The sequence below is a fragment of the Streptomyces dangxiongensis genome, assembly GCF_003675325.1.
Taxonomy (GTDB): Bacteria; Actinomycetota; Actinomycetes; order Streptomycetales; family Streptomycetaceae; genus Streptomyces; species Streptomyces dangxiongensis.
On the sequence record NZ_CP033073.1, the window covers coordinates 5028103 to 5042465 of the forward strand.

The 14363-nt window shown below is 68.8% G+C and carries 11 protein-coding genes; 9 read left to right on the top strand and 2 right to left on the bottom strand.

Annotated features, from left to right (window positions below; all coding sequences use genetic code 11):
* The first annotated feature begins 4 nt into the window (after positions 1-4).
* The 6 genes from speB (at position 5) to D9753_RS22660 (ending at position 8637) form a co-directional block, all read left to right on the top strand.
* Positions 5-985 carry an agmatinase gene (gene speB / locus D9753_RS22635; protein ID WP_121788650.1) on the top strand — a complete coding sequence of 327 codons (981 nt, stop codon included), beginning with the start codon at positions 5-7 and terminating at the stop codon, positions 983-985.
* The gene (locus D9753_RS22640) at positions 982-2673 is read left to right on the top strand and encodes a thiamine pyrophosphate-binding protein (protein ID WP_121788651.1); all 1692 of its coding nucleotides are present in this window, start codon (positions 982-984) and stop codon (positions 2671-2673) included. The genes speB and D9753_RS22640 overlap by 4 nt, the downstream gene beginning before the upstream one ends.
* 117 nt (positions 2674-2790) lie before the next feature.
* Positions 2791-4068 (top strand): AAA family ATPase, encoded by a 1278-nt coding sequence (locus tag D9753_RS22645; protein WP_121788652.1) that lies wholly within the window; start codon positions 2791-2793, stop codon positions 4066-4068.
* Entirely contained in the window at positions 4068-4748 is a 681-nt protein-coding gene (locus D9753_RS22650) for an RloB family protein (RefSeq protein WP_121788653.1), read from the top strand. Before D9753_RS22645 ends, D9753_RS22650 begins: the two co-directional genes overlap by 1 nt.
* A gap of 96 nt (positions 4749-4844) precedes the next feature.
* Positions 4845-7466 (top strand): type I restriction-modification system subunit M, encoded by a 2622-nt coding sequence (locus D9753_RS22655; protein WP_121788654.1) that lies wholly within the window; start codon positions 4845-4847, stop codon positions 7464-7466.
* Positions 7456-8637, top strand: coding sequence for a restriction endonuclease subunit S (locus D9753_RS22660; RefSeq protein WP_240468246.1), 1182 nt, complete (start codon positions 7456-7458; stop codon positions 8635-8637). Before D9753_RS22655 ends, D9753_RS22660 begins: the two co-directional genes overlap by 11 nt.
* A gap of 58 nt (positions 8638-8695) precedes the next feature.
* On the opposite strand, the gene D9753_RS22665 is transcribed toward D9753_RS22660, so the two are convergent.
* Both D9753_RS22665 and D9753_RS22670 read right to left on the bottom strand, forming a co-directional pair.
* On the bottom strand, positions 8696-8917 hold the full coding sequence (locus D9753_RS22665; protein ID WP_121788656.1) for a DUF397 domain-containing protein: 222 nt from the start codon (positions 8915-8917) through the stop codon (positions 8696-8698).
* Entirely contained in the window at positions 8910-9704 is a 795-nt protein-coding gene (locus tag D9753_RS22670; protein WP_121788657.1) for a helix-turn-helix domain-containing protein, read from the bottom strand. The genes D9753_RS22665 and D9753_RS22670 overlap by 8 nt, the downstream gene beginning before the upstream one ends.
* Positions 9705-9781: 77 nt before the next feature.
* On the opposite strand from D9753_RS22670, the gene D9753_RS22675 reads away from it, so the two are divergent.
* From D9753_RS22675 to D9753_RS22685, 3 genes are all read left to right on the top strand, one after another.
* Positions 9782-10264: a hypothetical protein gene (locus tag D9753_RS22675; protein ID WP_240468247.1), complete on the top strand. Its 483-nt coding sequence runs from the start codon at positions 9782-9784 to the stop codon at positions 10262-10264.
* On the top strand, positions 10261-10629 hold the full coding sequence (locus D9753_RS22680) for a hypothetical protein (RefSeq protein WP_121788659.1): 369 nt from the start codon (positions 10261-10263) through the stop codon (positions 10627-10629). Before D9753_RS22675 ends, D9753_RS22680 begins: the two co-directional genes overlap by 4 nt.
* A 163-nt stretch (positions 10630-10792) precedes the next feature.
* Positions 10793-14362, top strand: coding sequence for a type I restriction endonuclease (locus D9753_RS22685; RefSeq protein WP_121788660.1), 3570 nt, complete (start codon positions 10793-10795; stop codon positions 14360-14362).
* The last annotated feature ends 1 nt before the right edge of the window (position 14363 follow it).

The following is a 14363-nucleotide window of genomic DNA, read 5'->3' on the forward strand; positions in this document are numbered from 1 at the left end:
GACCATGAGCAGCAACGAGACGCCCCGCGGCCCCGTGGACTCCTCCCGCATCCCGCGGTACGCCGGCCCCGCGACCTTCGCCCGGCTGCCCCGCCTCGACGAGGTCGGCACCGCCGATGTCGCCGTCGTCGGCGTGCCGTTCGACTCCGGCGTCTCGTACCGGCCGGGCGCCCGCTTCGGCGGCAACGCCATCCGCGAGGCTTCCCGGCTGCTGCGCCCGTACAACCCGGCGCAGGACGCGTCCCCGTTCGCCCTCGCGCAGGTCGCGGACGGCGGTGACATCGCCGTGAACCCGTTCAACATCAACGAGGCCGTGGAGACCGTCGAGGCCGCCGCGGACGAGCTGCTCGGCACCGGCGCCCGCCTGATGACCCTCGGCGGCGACCACACCATCGCCCTGCCGCTGCTGCGCTCGGTCGCGAAGAAGCACGGCCCGGTCGCCCTGCTCCACTTCGACGCCCACCTCGACACGTGGGACACCTACTTCGGCGCCGAGTACACCCACGGCACCCCGTTCCGCCGCGCCGTCGAGGAGGGCATCCTCGACACCGAGGCCCTCTCCCACGTCGGCACCCGCGGCCCGCTGTACGGCAAGCAGGACCTCACCGACGACGAGAAGATGGGCTTCGGCATCGTCACCTCCGCCGACATCTACCGCCGCGGCGCCGACGAGGTCGCCGACCAGCTACGCCAGCGCATCGGCGACCGCCCGCTGTACATCTCCATCGACATCGACTGCCTCGACCCGGCCCACGCGCCCGGCACCGGCACCCCGGAGGCCGGCGGCATGACCTCCCGCGAACTCCTGGAGATCCTGCGCGGCCTGGCCTCCTGCAACCTGGTCTCGGCGGACGTCGTCGAGGTGGCACCGGCGTACGACCACGCCGAGATCACCTCGGTCGCCGCCTCCCACACGGCGTACGAACTCACCACCATCATGAGCAGCCAGATCGCGGCGGCCCGGAAGGACGCGGAAGCGAAGTGACGCACGACCACGACCTGGTGCTCCGCCCGACGGCCGCGCAGACGGAGGCCGCGCTGAACCCGCCCGCCGGCCGCAACGGCGGAGACCTGGTCGTGGAGACGCTGGCCGGGCTCGGCGCGACCACGGTCTTCGGCCTGCCCGGCCAGCACGCCCTCGGCATGTTCGACGCGCTGCGCCGCTCCACTCTCCACTACGTCGGCCTGCGGGTGGAGAACAACGCGGGCTTCGCGGCGGACGCCTACGGCAGGATCACCGGCGAGGCGGCCCCGCTGCTGCTGTCGACCGGCCCCGGCGCCCTGACCTCGCTCGCCGCCCTCCAGGAGGCGGCGGCCGCCTCCGCCCCCGTCCTGGCGATCAGCAGCCAGATCCCGACGGCCGGCCTGGGCGGCGGCCGGCACGGCTACCTCCACGAACTCCCCGACCAGGCGGCCTCGTTCCGGGGTGTCGTCAAGTCGGTCCACACCGTCCGCACCCAGTCCCAGATCCCCTCCGCCGTCGCGGCGGCTTGGAAGTCGGCGCTCACGGCCCCGCACGGGCCGGTGTGGGTGGAGATCCCGCAGGACGTGCTCCTCGCGGAGACGGCCCTGCCCGTGGTGACGGCGATCGACGCGACCCCCGACGACCTGGTCCCGCGCCCCGAACTGACGGCGGTGGCCGCGGACCTGCTGTCGAACGCGGCCCGCCCGGTGATCATCGCGGGCGGGGGAGTCGTACGGTCGGACGCGTCGGGCAAGCTGCGCCGGCTGGCCGAGAAGCTGGACGCGCCCGTGGTGACGACGTTCGGCGGCAAGGGCGCCTTCCCCTGGAAGCACCCTCTCTCCCTCCAGTCCTGGCTGGAGGACCGGCACACCACCGACTTCCTGGAGGACGCGGACGTACTCCTCGTGGTCGGCTCCGGCCTCGGCGAACTCTCCTCGAACTACCACACGTTCAAGCCCCGCGGCCGGGTGATCCAGATCGAGGCGGACGCCGGCAAACTGGAGTCCAACCACCCGGCCCTGGGCATCCACGCCGACGCCCGCCTGGCTCTCCAGGCGCTGCTGGAGACGGTGACGGAGCGGACGGACGCATCGGCGCCGGAACGCGTACGGAATGTCCTCGCGAGGATCGAGCAGCGCATCGCGTCCCAGGAACTCACCCTGGAACAGGACGTGCTGGCCGCCGTCCGCGCCGCCCTGCCCGCGGACTCCCCGTCCTTCTGGGACATGACCATCCTGGCCTACTGGGCCTGGTCCGCCTTCGACGCCCAGGGCCCCAACACCATGCACTCGGCCCAGGGCGCCGGCGGCCTCGGCTACGGCTTCCCGGCGGCACTCGGCGCGGCGACGGCCGACCCGACCCGCCCGGTGCTGGCCGTGTCCGGCGACGGCGGCGCCCTGTACTCCGTCGCGGAACTGGCCACGGCCCGCCAGTACGACCTGCCGGTCACCTGGCTGATCGTCGACGACGGCGGCTACGGCATCCTGCGCGAGTACATGACGGAGGCCTTCGGCCGGACGACGGCGACGGACCTGACCGGCCCGGACTTCGTGGCCCTCGCCGAGTCCTTCGGCGTCCCGGGGGTCCGGACGACCCCGGAGTCCCTGAAGAAGGACCTGACCAAGGCGCTGTCCGCACCGGGCCCCTCGGTGGTGGTGCTGCCGGCGGTGCTGCGGATGTTCGCGCCGACGCATCTGGGCTCGGACTGATCACCCGATCGGCTGTTCGCGGTGACCTTCAAGGGATATGTTCCGGGAGGCCACAGGCGTCCCGGCCGGGCCGATGTCGGATGCTGCCATTACCCTGAGCCCGGAGAGGGGGACAGCGTGCTGCTGAGGTTCCGCGTCGCGAACGTACGGTCCCTGCGAGACGAGCAGGAGCTGTCCTTCGTCGCGCCCGGCGAGGAACAGGGCGGATCGGCGAATCCGGTGGATCTCGCAGGCGGCGGATCCGTCTCCGTCTTCCCGCTGATCGGCATTTTCGGGGCCAACGCCTCCGGCAAGTCGAACGTGCTGACCGCGATGACGGACATGCGCAACGCGGTCCTCAACTCCTACGCGCACTGGGCCTCTTACGACGGCATCCCGCGCCAGGTCTTCTCCCTGGACCCCAAGAGCGGGGGCGAGCCCTCGTTCTTCGAGGTCGACGTCGTCATCGACGGGGTCCGCTGGACGTACGGCTTCGAGCTCGGCGCCACCCGCGTCGAGTCCGAATGGCTGCACAGCTACCCGCGCGGTCGCCGTCAGGAATGGCTCGACCGCGACGCCTCCCGGCCGGACGTCTTCAAGTGGCCCGGCGGACGCGTCAAGGACCGGGCCCAGCTCGTACGGCGCACGCGGCCGAACGCGCTGCTGCTCTCCACGGCCGGCACGGACAACCACCCGCAGCTCTCGCCGCTGTTCCACTGGTTCCGCCGCAACTTCTGGATGATCAGCCCTGAGGTCGAGCGGGACGAGCGCGCGCGGTACACCACGAAGGAGCTGTCCGGTCCGAGGGCCACCAGGATCCAGGAGCTGCTGAGGGTCGCCGACCTCGGCATCACCGGAGCCACGGTCGTCCAGGACGGCCCGGGCCGGGACACGGTGAAGCTGACGCACCACTCGGCTGCCGGGGACGTCTCCTTCGACTGGCGGGAGGAGTCCTACGGCACCCGGTCCTGGTTCGCCCTCCTGGGCCCCCTGCTCCTCGCCCTCGACGAAGGCGCGGTCCTCCTCGTCGACGAACTCGACGCCAGCCTGCACTCCCGTTTCGCAGCCGAGGTCGTCCGACTCTTCCACGACCCGTACGCGAACCCCAGGGGCGCCCAGCTAGTCTTCACGTCGCACGACGCGACGGTGCTCACCACCCCGAGCGGCGAGCGGCTCCTCGACCCGGCGCAGGTGTGGCTGACGGAGAAGGACAAGGACGGGGCGACCGAGCTGTATCCGCTCACCGACGCGGAGCCGGGCGAGGACGAGGACCTCACGCAGTCCTATCTGGCGGGGGCCTTCGGCGGGGTTCCGGCCCTCCTGGAGGGGCAGATCGCGCGGCGGCTGCTCGTGGCGCGTGAGGCGGGCACGTACGACGGGACGGGCGAGCGAGCGGACGGGGCGGGGCGCGACTGATGGGGCGGGCGCAGAGGGGCAAGGACTCGTGGGAGCGTCCGGCCCGGAGGGGCGGACAGCGCAAGCGCCAGGTCTTCATCCTCACCGAGGGCAAGGTGACCGAGCCGTCGTACCTCGACATCCTCAAGGAACAGGGCGTCCCGCTCGCCGACGAGGTCCCGGTGGAGATGCACATCGCCAACCGCAGAGCGGACAGCGGGCGCAAGCCGCTCGACCTGGTCGAGCAGGCGATCAGGCTGAAGCGCGAGGAGGACCGCAAGGCGAAGCGGGCCGGACTGGAGGAGAAGTACCTGCCTCAGGTCTGGTGCCTCTTCGACCACGACAACTACAAGTACGTCCGCGACGCGCTGAAGCAGGCGGAGAAGGCGGACATCGGCGTCGCCTTCTCGCATCCGTGCTTCGAGGTGTGGCGCCTGGCCCACTACAAGCCGGTCAGCGGTTCGTTCGCCGGGGTGTGCGACGGGGCGGCCGGGCGGCTCCCGTTCCAGCGAGGCTCCCAGGACGCCAAGGCCCCCAAGGTGGTCCTGCCGCACCAGGTCCTGGGCCGCTACAAGACGGCACGGAAGAACGCCGAGCGGATGAACAAACAGCACGCGGCACATGTGGACAAGTGGGACAAGGACCCTTACACGGACGTGCACGAGTTCGTGAAGAAGGCGCTGCACATCGACACGTACTGACCCTCTCGGCCATGATCACGAGCGATTTCGGTATGGCCCCGGCCGGGCCATAAGGTCTCTCCGTCATCTCAGGTCGGGTTGTAGGGAGTCTCGTACGTGGCCAAGCTCACGCTCGCCCAGTTGGAACGGCATCTGTGGGCCGCCGCGGACATCCTGCGCGGCACGATGGACGCCTCCGAGTACAAGGATTACATCTTCGGACTGCTTTTCCTGAAGCGTGCCAACGACGAGTTCGAGGCGGCTAGGGACAGGCTCAAGCAGTACGCGGTCGAGGAGCTGAAGCTCGGCGACGAGGACCTTCGCGGCTACCTGGAGCAGCCGGGCCCCTACCGCAAGCGCGATGTGCTGTACGTGCCGGAGGAGGCCCGCTGGCACGAGGTCTCCGCCGTCCCCCACAACATCAATGAGAAGGCGTTGCGTCCCGCGCTGCAAGCGCTCGAGAGGCAGAACGCGAAGCTCAAGGGACTCTTCGACCACCTCGACTTCAATCGCATCGGTGGTTCAGGCGCTGCTTCGGGAGCGGCGAAGCTGGCCGACCAGCGCCTCAAGCTCCTCATCGCGCACTTCGGGCGGATCCGGCTGCGTACGGAGGACTTCGAGTTCCCCGACCTGATCGGTGCCGCGTACGAGTACCTGATCAAGGAGTTCGCGGACACGGCCGGACGCAAGGGCGGCGAGTTCTACACCCCGCGTGCCGTGGTCCGCATGATGGTGGAGCTCCTCGCCCCCACCGAGAACATGAGGATCTACGACCCGTGCGTCGGCTCGGGCGGCATGCTCATCCATGCGGCGGAGTACGTGGAGGAGCACGGCGGCGATACGTCGTCGATGTTCTTCGCCGGACAGGACGCCAACTCCGGTTCCTGGATCATGTCGACGATGAACATGGTCCTGCACGGGGTGCGCCGCTTCGACCTGGCCACCGGGGACACGCTCTCGCAGCCGGCGCACGTTCCGCGCTCGGACGAGGACCGCTTCGACGGAGTACTCAGTAATCCGCCGTTCTCTCTGGACTACGTCTTCGAGGACCTGGCGCATCCGGCCGAGCGCGCCAAGTACGGGGCGACGAGCGAGCGCGGCAAGGCCGACCTGATGTTCCTCCAGCACATGCTGTGGGAGGCCAAGCGGGAGGGCTCTCGCGGCGGCATGGTGATCACGGTCATGCCGCACGGAGTGCTGTTCCGGGGTGGTGGTGAGCAGGCCATCCGTACGGAGCTGCTGGAGAAGGACGCCATCGAGGCGGTCATCGGCCTCGCGCCAAACCTCTTCTACGGGACCGGCATCCCCGCCTGCATCCTGGTGCTCCGCCCGCCGGGCCGGAAGGACCGGGCGCGGGAAGGCAAGGTGCTGTTCATCAACGCCGACCGCGAGTTCCACGCGGAGCGGGCACAGAACGTGCTGCTGCCCGAGCACGCCGAGAAGATCGTCTCGACGTTCCACGCGTACGAGGAGGTACCCGGCTTCTCGCGGATCGTCACCCGCGAGGAACTCGCCGCCAACGACGACAACCTCAACATCCGCCGGTATGTGGACAACACACCGCCACCCGAGCCGCAGGACGTGCGGGCGCACCTGGTGGGCGGGGTGCCGCGCGCCGAGATCGAGGCGAAGAAGCCGCTGCTCGACTCGTACGGGATCGGGGTGACCGATCTGTTCGTGGAGCGGGAGCCGGCCGACCCGGCGTACGTGGACTTCCGGGACGAGGCGGCGGGCGGCCGTCCCGAGCTGGGCGAGCTGGCCCGGCCCCGGGAGGAAGCGCTGCGGGCGGAGTTCGGCAAGTGGTGGGAGGAATCGGCTGCCCGCCGGCTGGAGGCGGTGGCGGCCACGCCCGAGGCTCTCGCCTCGTCCACGTCCTCCGAGCGCAAGGCCGCGTTGATGGCGGTGCGGGGGCAGCTGATGAAGTCGTTCGGGGAACGGCTGGGACGGGTCGGGCTGCTGGACCGGTACGCGTTGGCGGGAGCGGTCGCAGGGTGGTGGTACGACGCCAAGTATGACCTTCTCGCGCTGTCGGAGAACGGATTCGGGGGTGTCGTCGACGGGTGGGTCGAGAACGTCGACACGATGCTCTCGCCCGAACAGGACGCACGAACGAAGAAGCTGCGTACGCGGACGGCCGCTGAGCGACGTCAGGCGTACGACCACAAGGTGGTCGCCGCGATCGCTCCGCAGTTCCTGGAAGAGCTGGCGGAGGCGGACGCGCGTAAGGCGGAAGCGGACGCGCGGTTTAAGGAGCTGAGCGCGCGGCTTTCCGGGGGCGGGGAGGAACCCGAGGCCGACGGCGACTCGGCCGAGGGTGAGGTCGACTCGGAGGAAGTCGCCCTGAGTATGGAGGAGTTGGCCGAGCTCACGGCTGAACTGGCGCGGGTGAAGAAGGCGCGCACGAAGGCGGGCGCGGACATCAAACGCCTTGAGGCGGACTTCCACCGGTATCCGTACCCGAGCGACTCGCCCACGCTGGGGGAGAAGCCACCGAGGTTGTTCCGGGCGAGGGCGGAGCTGGACGCGGAGGGGGAGCGCCGGGTGGTGCTCGACCTGCTGCGGGATGACCTGGCGGCGAAGCTGGACGGGCATGTGATGCGGTGGCAGCGTGAGTTGGCGGCGTCTTATGAGACGTGGGAGCAGAAGTACGCCGTTTCGTTGCGGGAGATTCGGGCGGGGCGGGAAGCTGCGGCGGAGAAGTTGGATGGCTACCTGGAGGCGCTGGGCTATGTCGGTTGAGTGGCCACTTCGGCGGCTGACCGATGTGGTGAGCCTCCCCAAGGGGCAAGTGAGTCCCCTAGACCCTCCGTATAGAAGCCAGTTCTTGCTCGCGCCGGATCACGTAGAGCCCGGTACAGGTGCGATCCTCAGGCTGGAGACTGCTGAATGGCAAGGGGCTATCAGCGGCAAGTATGTAGTTCGCCCTGGGGACGTCGTATTCAGTAAGATCAGGCCTGCGCTAAGGAAAGTAGCTCTCGCCGACTTTACGGGGATCTGCTCGGCAGATATGTATCCACTGCGACCAAGGGAGGAGATGGTTGGGGGTTTTGTCAAGGCTGTCCTTCTCGGTGATCAGTTTTCGCGATACGTGGAGAGTCTTTCGGGGCGTACTGGAATCCCAAAAGTCAACAGAGGGGACTTGGAGGGGTTCTGGTTGCCAGTTCCGCCGCTCAGTGAACAGCGGCGGATCGTTGAGGTAATCGACAGTTTTACTGGGCTGGAGCGGGGCATCGAGGCGTCGATCGCTAAGTTTGACGCATTGCGCTCCGGATTGATGGAGGAGCTTGCCGAGCTGGAGTGCGGGCAGTTCGGTGAGGTGCTCAAACAAGGACCCCAGAACGGTATCTACAAGCCCGCACGCTCGTATGGCCTGCAAGGTACTCCCATCGTGCGCATCGATAGTTTCTCCAGGGGGAAGTCGGACCTTACTCGAGGTCTTTTGCGAGTCTCCGTGAAGGGTAGCGAAATTGCACAATACGGGCTCGACGTGGGGGATATCGTAATCAATCGCGTGAATACGCCCGATCTCGTTGGCAAATCGACATCGGTGCGACGTTTGATCGAGCCCACGATCTTCGAGTCAAACATGATGCGTTGTAAGCTGATTTACTCCGCAGCCGACCCTGTGTTTACGGAGACTTGGTTGGGGAGCTCGATAGTTAAGCGGTACTTTCTGCAGTGCGCCAAGAGCGCCATCTCTCAGGCCAGCATCAATGGCGATGACGTGCGCAATTGTCCGTTCCCGAAAATGAGTTTGCCAGGGCAGTTGGCGTTTCTTGAGCGGCTCAATGCCGTGGACGATCAGAGACTGGCAGAGGCGGCCGAGCTTGCGAAATTGCGTCAACTCAAGCAGGGGCTTGTGGATGACTTGCTGTCGGGACGGGTTGCGGTATCTGCTGCGGTGGCCTGAGCGGGCGACGTCCGGCCCGCGCCATAAGGCGGGCCGGACGGATCATGGCCGTGAGCGGTCAGACGGGCAGGCGGCCGTCCCCGACCGCTGCGACGAACGATGTCCAGCCGGTCGACGAGAAGACCAACGCGGGTCCCTGAAGGGCCTTCGAGTCACGGACCGGGACACCGGTCGTGTAGCCGTCCAGGACCTCGAGGCAACTGCCGCCTTCGTTGCCGCTGTACGTCGACTTGCGCCAGCCCTGCAGGGATGAGGCGTTGGGGATGGTGGGTTCATTCACGGTGTTCGTAGTCCTTTGCTGTCGCCCTCATCAGGGTCAGTGACTCCTTGAGCGGCATTGCGTCGCCTAGCGCGAGATCGTAGGTGCCTTCAAGGCGGTCGACCATGGCGGGGGAGTCGTGGATCTTGCCCACCTGGATGCCTTCGGAGTACGCCACCGGCGGCTGATCCTCGAAGTTGAGCAGGGTGAGCATGCTCTGCATGAGGGGATGGACCCCCAGTCCGAAGGGCAGCACGTGGACGCGTACGCGTCCTGATTCCACCAGCTTCACGATGTGGCGGAGTTGTTCCGCCATGACCTCCGGCCCGCCCACCACCCGCCGCAGTACAGCCTCGTCAAGCAGCGCCCACACTACGGGCGTCACCGGGTCCTCCAGGATCTTCGCCCGCTCAAGGCGTGTGACAACGAGCCTGTCACATTCCGCTTCACCCACGGGAGGGAACGACGTACTCAGAACCGCACGCGCGTACCTTCCCGTCTGGAGGATGCCGGGGATGAACGACAGAGCGAACTCGCGGATCATCGTCGCCTGCTGTTCGAGCTGAAGGGCCGCCTCGAAGTACCCCGCGACAGCCGTGTCGTCGTCCGGCAGGAAGCTGCTGAGCACATCGCCCGTGTTCAGCGCCCTGTCGAGGCGTCTCGCGTCCTCCTTGGACGGGGTGCGCCGGCCCGCCTCGATGTGGGCGATGTGCGAACGCGTCATGACGGCGGCCGTCGCCAGCTCCTGCTGCGTCAGCCCGGCCGCCTCGCGCTGCGCCTTCAACCACTCCCCATAGATGTTGCTCATCGTCAACTCCCATGTGACAGATGCGGTGTCACCTCCGACCCCCTGGCGAGCCTAGCCCGACCCGTCTCACTCTGTGAGTGGATCGCTACACAGCGACGTCCATGCACGTCGACCTGCCCTCGGGTACCGAAGACCCCCGCGACCGCTACCGACGGCCCGGGGGCATGGCCCTCAACCGCATCGGAGTTGAAGACGTGTTGCACCGTATCGCCCTCCTCGTCGAGCCGCTGCTGCGGCTCCTGTGGCCCGCCTCCGGGCGGCACCGGAACCGGGGCAGGCACCGCGCCGGGGGAGGGGCACAGCGCACCCCCGTGCCGGCCGCCCCCGGCGCACCCGGCCGCCGCCCCTCCCCGCACGAAGCCCTCCTCCACGGCGAGGACTCCCGGCTCGTCCGCCCCTACCTCCTCGCCCACGAACGGCGCACGCAGGCCAAGCAGCAGCGCGCCCGCCGCCGGACCCTCTGGCTCGCCGTGCACGGCATCGACGTAGGACCACGGCGCATCCACGGCGTCGATGTCGGCTCCCGCCGAATCCCGGTCCCCGAGGCGGTCGCCGCGTGATCTACAAGAGTCACGACGCCGCCGACCCCACGGCCAGCCGGCCCCGCCTCCTCCCCTGGTCCACCCTCGACGGCAACCCCTGCTACCTCGTCACCGACGACACCGGCACCGGCCGTCTCTCATGCCTCGCCGACGATGTCGAAGCCGTCCAGCTCGGCATGGCCGACGACCTTCTCGGCCATGCTGTCAATCTCTTGGGCGACGACAAGGCCACCGCACCCCAACTCCGTTACTTGGCCGCCCGCTTGGCCGAGGCGCTCCACGACGTGCACCGCATCGCCCGCAGCAGGGGAGCGCGCCTGCCCGCGCCCCACGGCGAAGAGAAGAGCTCCGACGCCGCCCCGGAAGAGGACCCCGGCACCTGACCCACCCACCCTGGCGCCGAGCGTGCGGACGTACCGGTGCAAAGGCCCCGTACGCCCGCGTGCTCGGCCATGTCCTACGCCTGGCTCTCTTCCCCTCACCCCGCCCCCTGGGCACAGAATGGATCTCCGGGGAACGGCGGGACGTACGGAGAGGCGCGGGGCTGTGGTGGTGCACGTCGAACGGGACGAGGTGGAGCGGCCGTTCGTCGCGCAGTTGGAGGCCATGGGGTGGACGCATGTGCCGGGCGTGGAGTTGGACGAGCTCGACGCGGCTGTGCCGCTGCTGGTCGACCAGCTCGGGCCCGCGCTGCGGCGGATCAACCTCCGGGGCAGTGACGGTCAGCCCTGGATGGGCGAGGACGACATCCGGCGGGCGGTCGGCGAGCTCGCCTCCCTCTCCCTCGGCAAGGGCGTCGTGCAGGCGAACCTCGCCGCTACCGACATGCTGCTCCACGGCTGGACGCTTCCCTCGCCCTCCGCCGCGCACGGTGGTCCGTCCGCCACCGTCCAGTACGTCGAGTGGCATCCGGATTTCGTCACGCGCAACACCTTCACCGTCGTCGACCAGCTCCGCGTGCGCAGTCGCTCCGGCGAGCTGTCGATACTCGACGTCGTCCTGTTCGTGAACGGCATTCCGCTCGTCGCCGTCGAGTGCAAGAGCCCCGATCTCGCCGAGCCCGTCCGCAGCGCCGTGCTCGATCTCCGTCACTACGCCGGGAGTCCCGTTCCGGACCTCGACGCCACCTTGGCTCCGGTCCCCGCCGGTGTGCCGGAACTGTTCCGGACCGTGCAGCTCCTCGTCGCCGCGACCGGCGAGACCGCCCACCTGGGCACCGTCACCTCCGAGCCCGAGCACTTCCACCCGTGGCGCAGCGTCGAACCGGAGGAGGAGGGCACACTGCGGCGGGAGCTGCGTACCGCCGGACTGCTCGCGGACGGCGCCGACCCGGCCGCGCCTGCGCCGCTTGGCGAGCAGCAGAAGCTCGTCGGTGTGGTCCTGCGGCCGGCCGCCCTGCTCAACGTCGTACGGCACTACGTGATCCCGATGGCCGTCGAGTCCGGGGCGGACGGCGGGGCCGTGCGGACCGTGAAAGCCGTCGCCCGGCACCAGCAGTACCGGGCCGCCGAGAAGGCCGTCCGCAGACTGCTGACCGGGCGGACCCGTGCCGGGCGGGACACCGAGGACGAGCGCGGCGGTGTCATCTGGCACACGCAGGGCTCCGGCAAGTCGCTGACCATGACGTTCCTGGTGCGACGCGTGCATCTGCACCCTCGGCTCAGTGAGTTCATGGTGGTCGTGGTCACCGACCGCACCCAGTTGCAGACTCAGCTCTCACGGACGCTGAAGCTCAGCGAGTCCGACGTCGAGACGGCGGAAACCCGGACGCAAATGGAGGGGCTGCTGCGCGACGGCGGGCGGCGCGTCGTCTTCGGCATGATCCAGAAGTACGGGACCGGCTTCACCTTCGCCGGGGACGCGGAAGGCAGCGGGGACGACCGGGATCTGACGGGAGAGGGAGCGGGCCGGAGCGAGGACGAAAGCCCTGGCCCCGTACCGGACTTCCCCGAGTGCAACAAGTCGCCGGACATCCTCGTCCTCGTCGACGAGGCACACCGCTCCCACACCAGCGTCCTGCACGCCGCCCTGCGCAAGGCGATCCCGAACGCCGCCAAGATCGGGTTCACGGGTACGCCGATCATCACCGGGCGCGAGGAGGACACGCGCCGGATCTTCGGGCGGGGCTACTCGCCGCGGGGCTTCCTCGACGAGTACCGGATGGAGGACGCCGAGCACGACGGCGTCGTCGTCCGTATCCGCTACGAGGGACGGACCGGGGAGGGCGAGGTCCGTGACGGGGAGGTCCTCGACAGGGGGTTCGACGACCTCGTCCGGGACCGCACCCCCGAGGAGCGGGCCGCGCTGCTCAAGCGGTGGCCCACCGAGCGGGACGTCGCCGAGTCCGTTCCCATGATCGAGGCGAAGGCCGAGGACATGCTGGAGCACTGGGTGACCACCGTGCTGCCCGGCGGCTTCAAGGCACAGGTCGCGGCCGTCAGCCGGAAGGCGGCCGTGCAGTACCACCACGCCCTGCGCAAGGCCCGTGACGAACTGCTGGCGCAGTTGCACGAGTTCGACCCGGAGTCGGTGACGGGAACACCACTGGAGAAGCTGTCCGCCAGACAGCGGTATCTCCACCAGGCTTACCAGTTCCGGGCGCTGCTGCGGCGGATCGACTTCGTTCCCGTCATCTCCCCGGGTTCTGGCCACAAGCGCGGGGAATGGAGGGAGTGGACCGACGCCGGCCGCCAGGAGGCGTACACCGAGCGCTTTCAGAAGGCGTTCCCCGAGCTGAAGCCCGATCCGGAGTGGGTCGCGGTGACCCCCTTCAACCCACCGCAGGCCCTGACTCCGCCCACCGGTCCCGCCGGCGGGATGAACACCCCGTGGTCCGAGGCCGCGAACAGCGAGCCGCCGCTCCCCGCCTCGGTGCCCGACCCCGTGCACCCCGACAGCCCCATCGCGTTCCTGATCGTAAAGTCCATGCTGCTCACCGGATTCGACGCCCCGCGCGAACAGGTGCTCTACCTGGACCGGCCGATCCGGGACGCTGAGCTGCTCCAGGCCGTCGCGCGTGTCAACCGCACCTCGCCCGGTAAGGAAGTCGGTTACGTCGTCGACTACTACGGCGTCTTCGAGCACCTCTCCAGCGCCCTCGCCGGGTACCGGAACGCCGACGTCACCGACACCATGCGCGATCTGTCCTACGAGGTGGACAAGCTCGGGCCCGCTGCCCAGAAGGTCCGCGACTTCCTGGGACGCAACGGCATCGACGACGCGCAGCTCGACCAGCTCGCCAAACTGGGGCCCGCGGCCCTCGCACTGCAACCCGAAGACCTGCGGTTCGGCTTCGACGAGGTGCTGCACGAGTTCCTCGCCACCCTCGAACGCGTCCTCCCGCACGAGGACGCCCTGGACTGCGTGGCGGACGCCCGGCGCTGGAGCCTGCTCCAGAAGCGGGTGCGGCGGCTGTGCCGGGACGCCGAGGGCGGCACGTTCACGCTGCGCCGGTACGGGCGCAAGGTCCGGGCGATGATCGCCGACCACCTCGAAGGGCCCGAGATCGACCAGGTCATCCCGCCGGTCTCGCTCACGGCTCTCACCTTCGACGACGCCGTGCGACGGCTGCCGCCGCAGGAGGCGGCGGCGGAGATGGGCCATGCGCTCCGCTTCCACCTGGAGGAACGGACGAAGCGGGAGGACCCCGCGAAGTACGAAAGGCTCTCCAAGCGCCTGGAAGAGATCCTGCGCACGATGCCGGGTCGCTTCGAGGAGCAGATCGAGGAGTTCGGCCCGCTGATCGAGGAGGCCAGGCAGGAGCAGGAGGAGTCCCCGGAACTCGCCGGTCTCACGCCGCTCGAACAGAGGGTGTACCGGCTCGTGGAGCAGATCCTGGAGGACACCCCCGGGATCAGGCTCGCCGATGGCGGAGACGTCAGACGGCTCACGGGCAAGGTGTGCGACGTGGCCACCGGGGTCATGGCCAGGGCGTCGTACCAGGGGCAGCACCAGGACATCAGCATGCTGGCCGGAGACCTCCAGGATGCCTTGCTCAGTAACGATGTCCGGCCCGTGGGCGGAAACTGGGCGTCGTTGGAGAACGCCGCTGAGCGCCTGGCGTCCTTCGCGCAGGACAACCTGCGGCAGTTCCGAAGCAGGGCGAGGGGAGAATAGG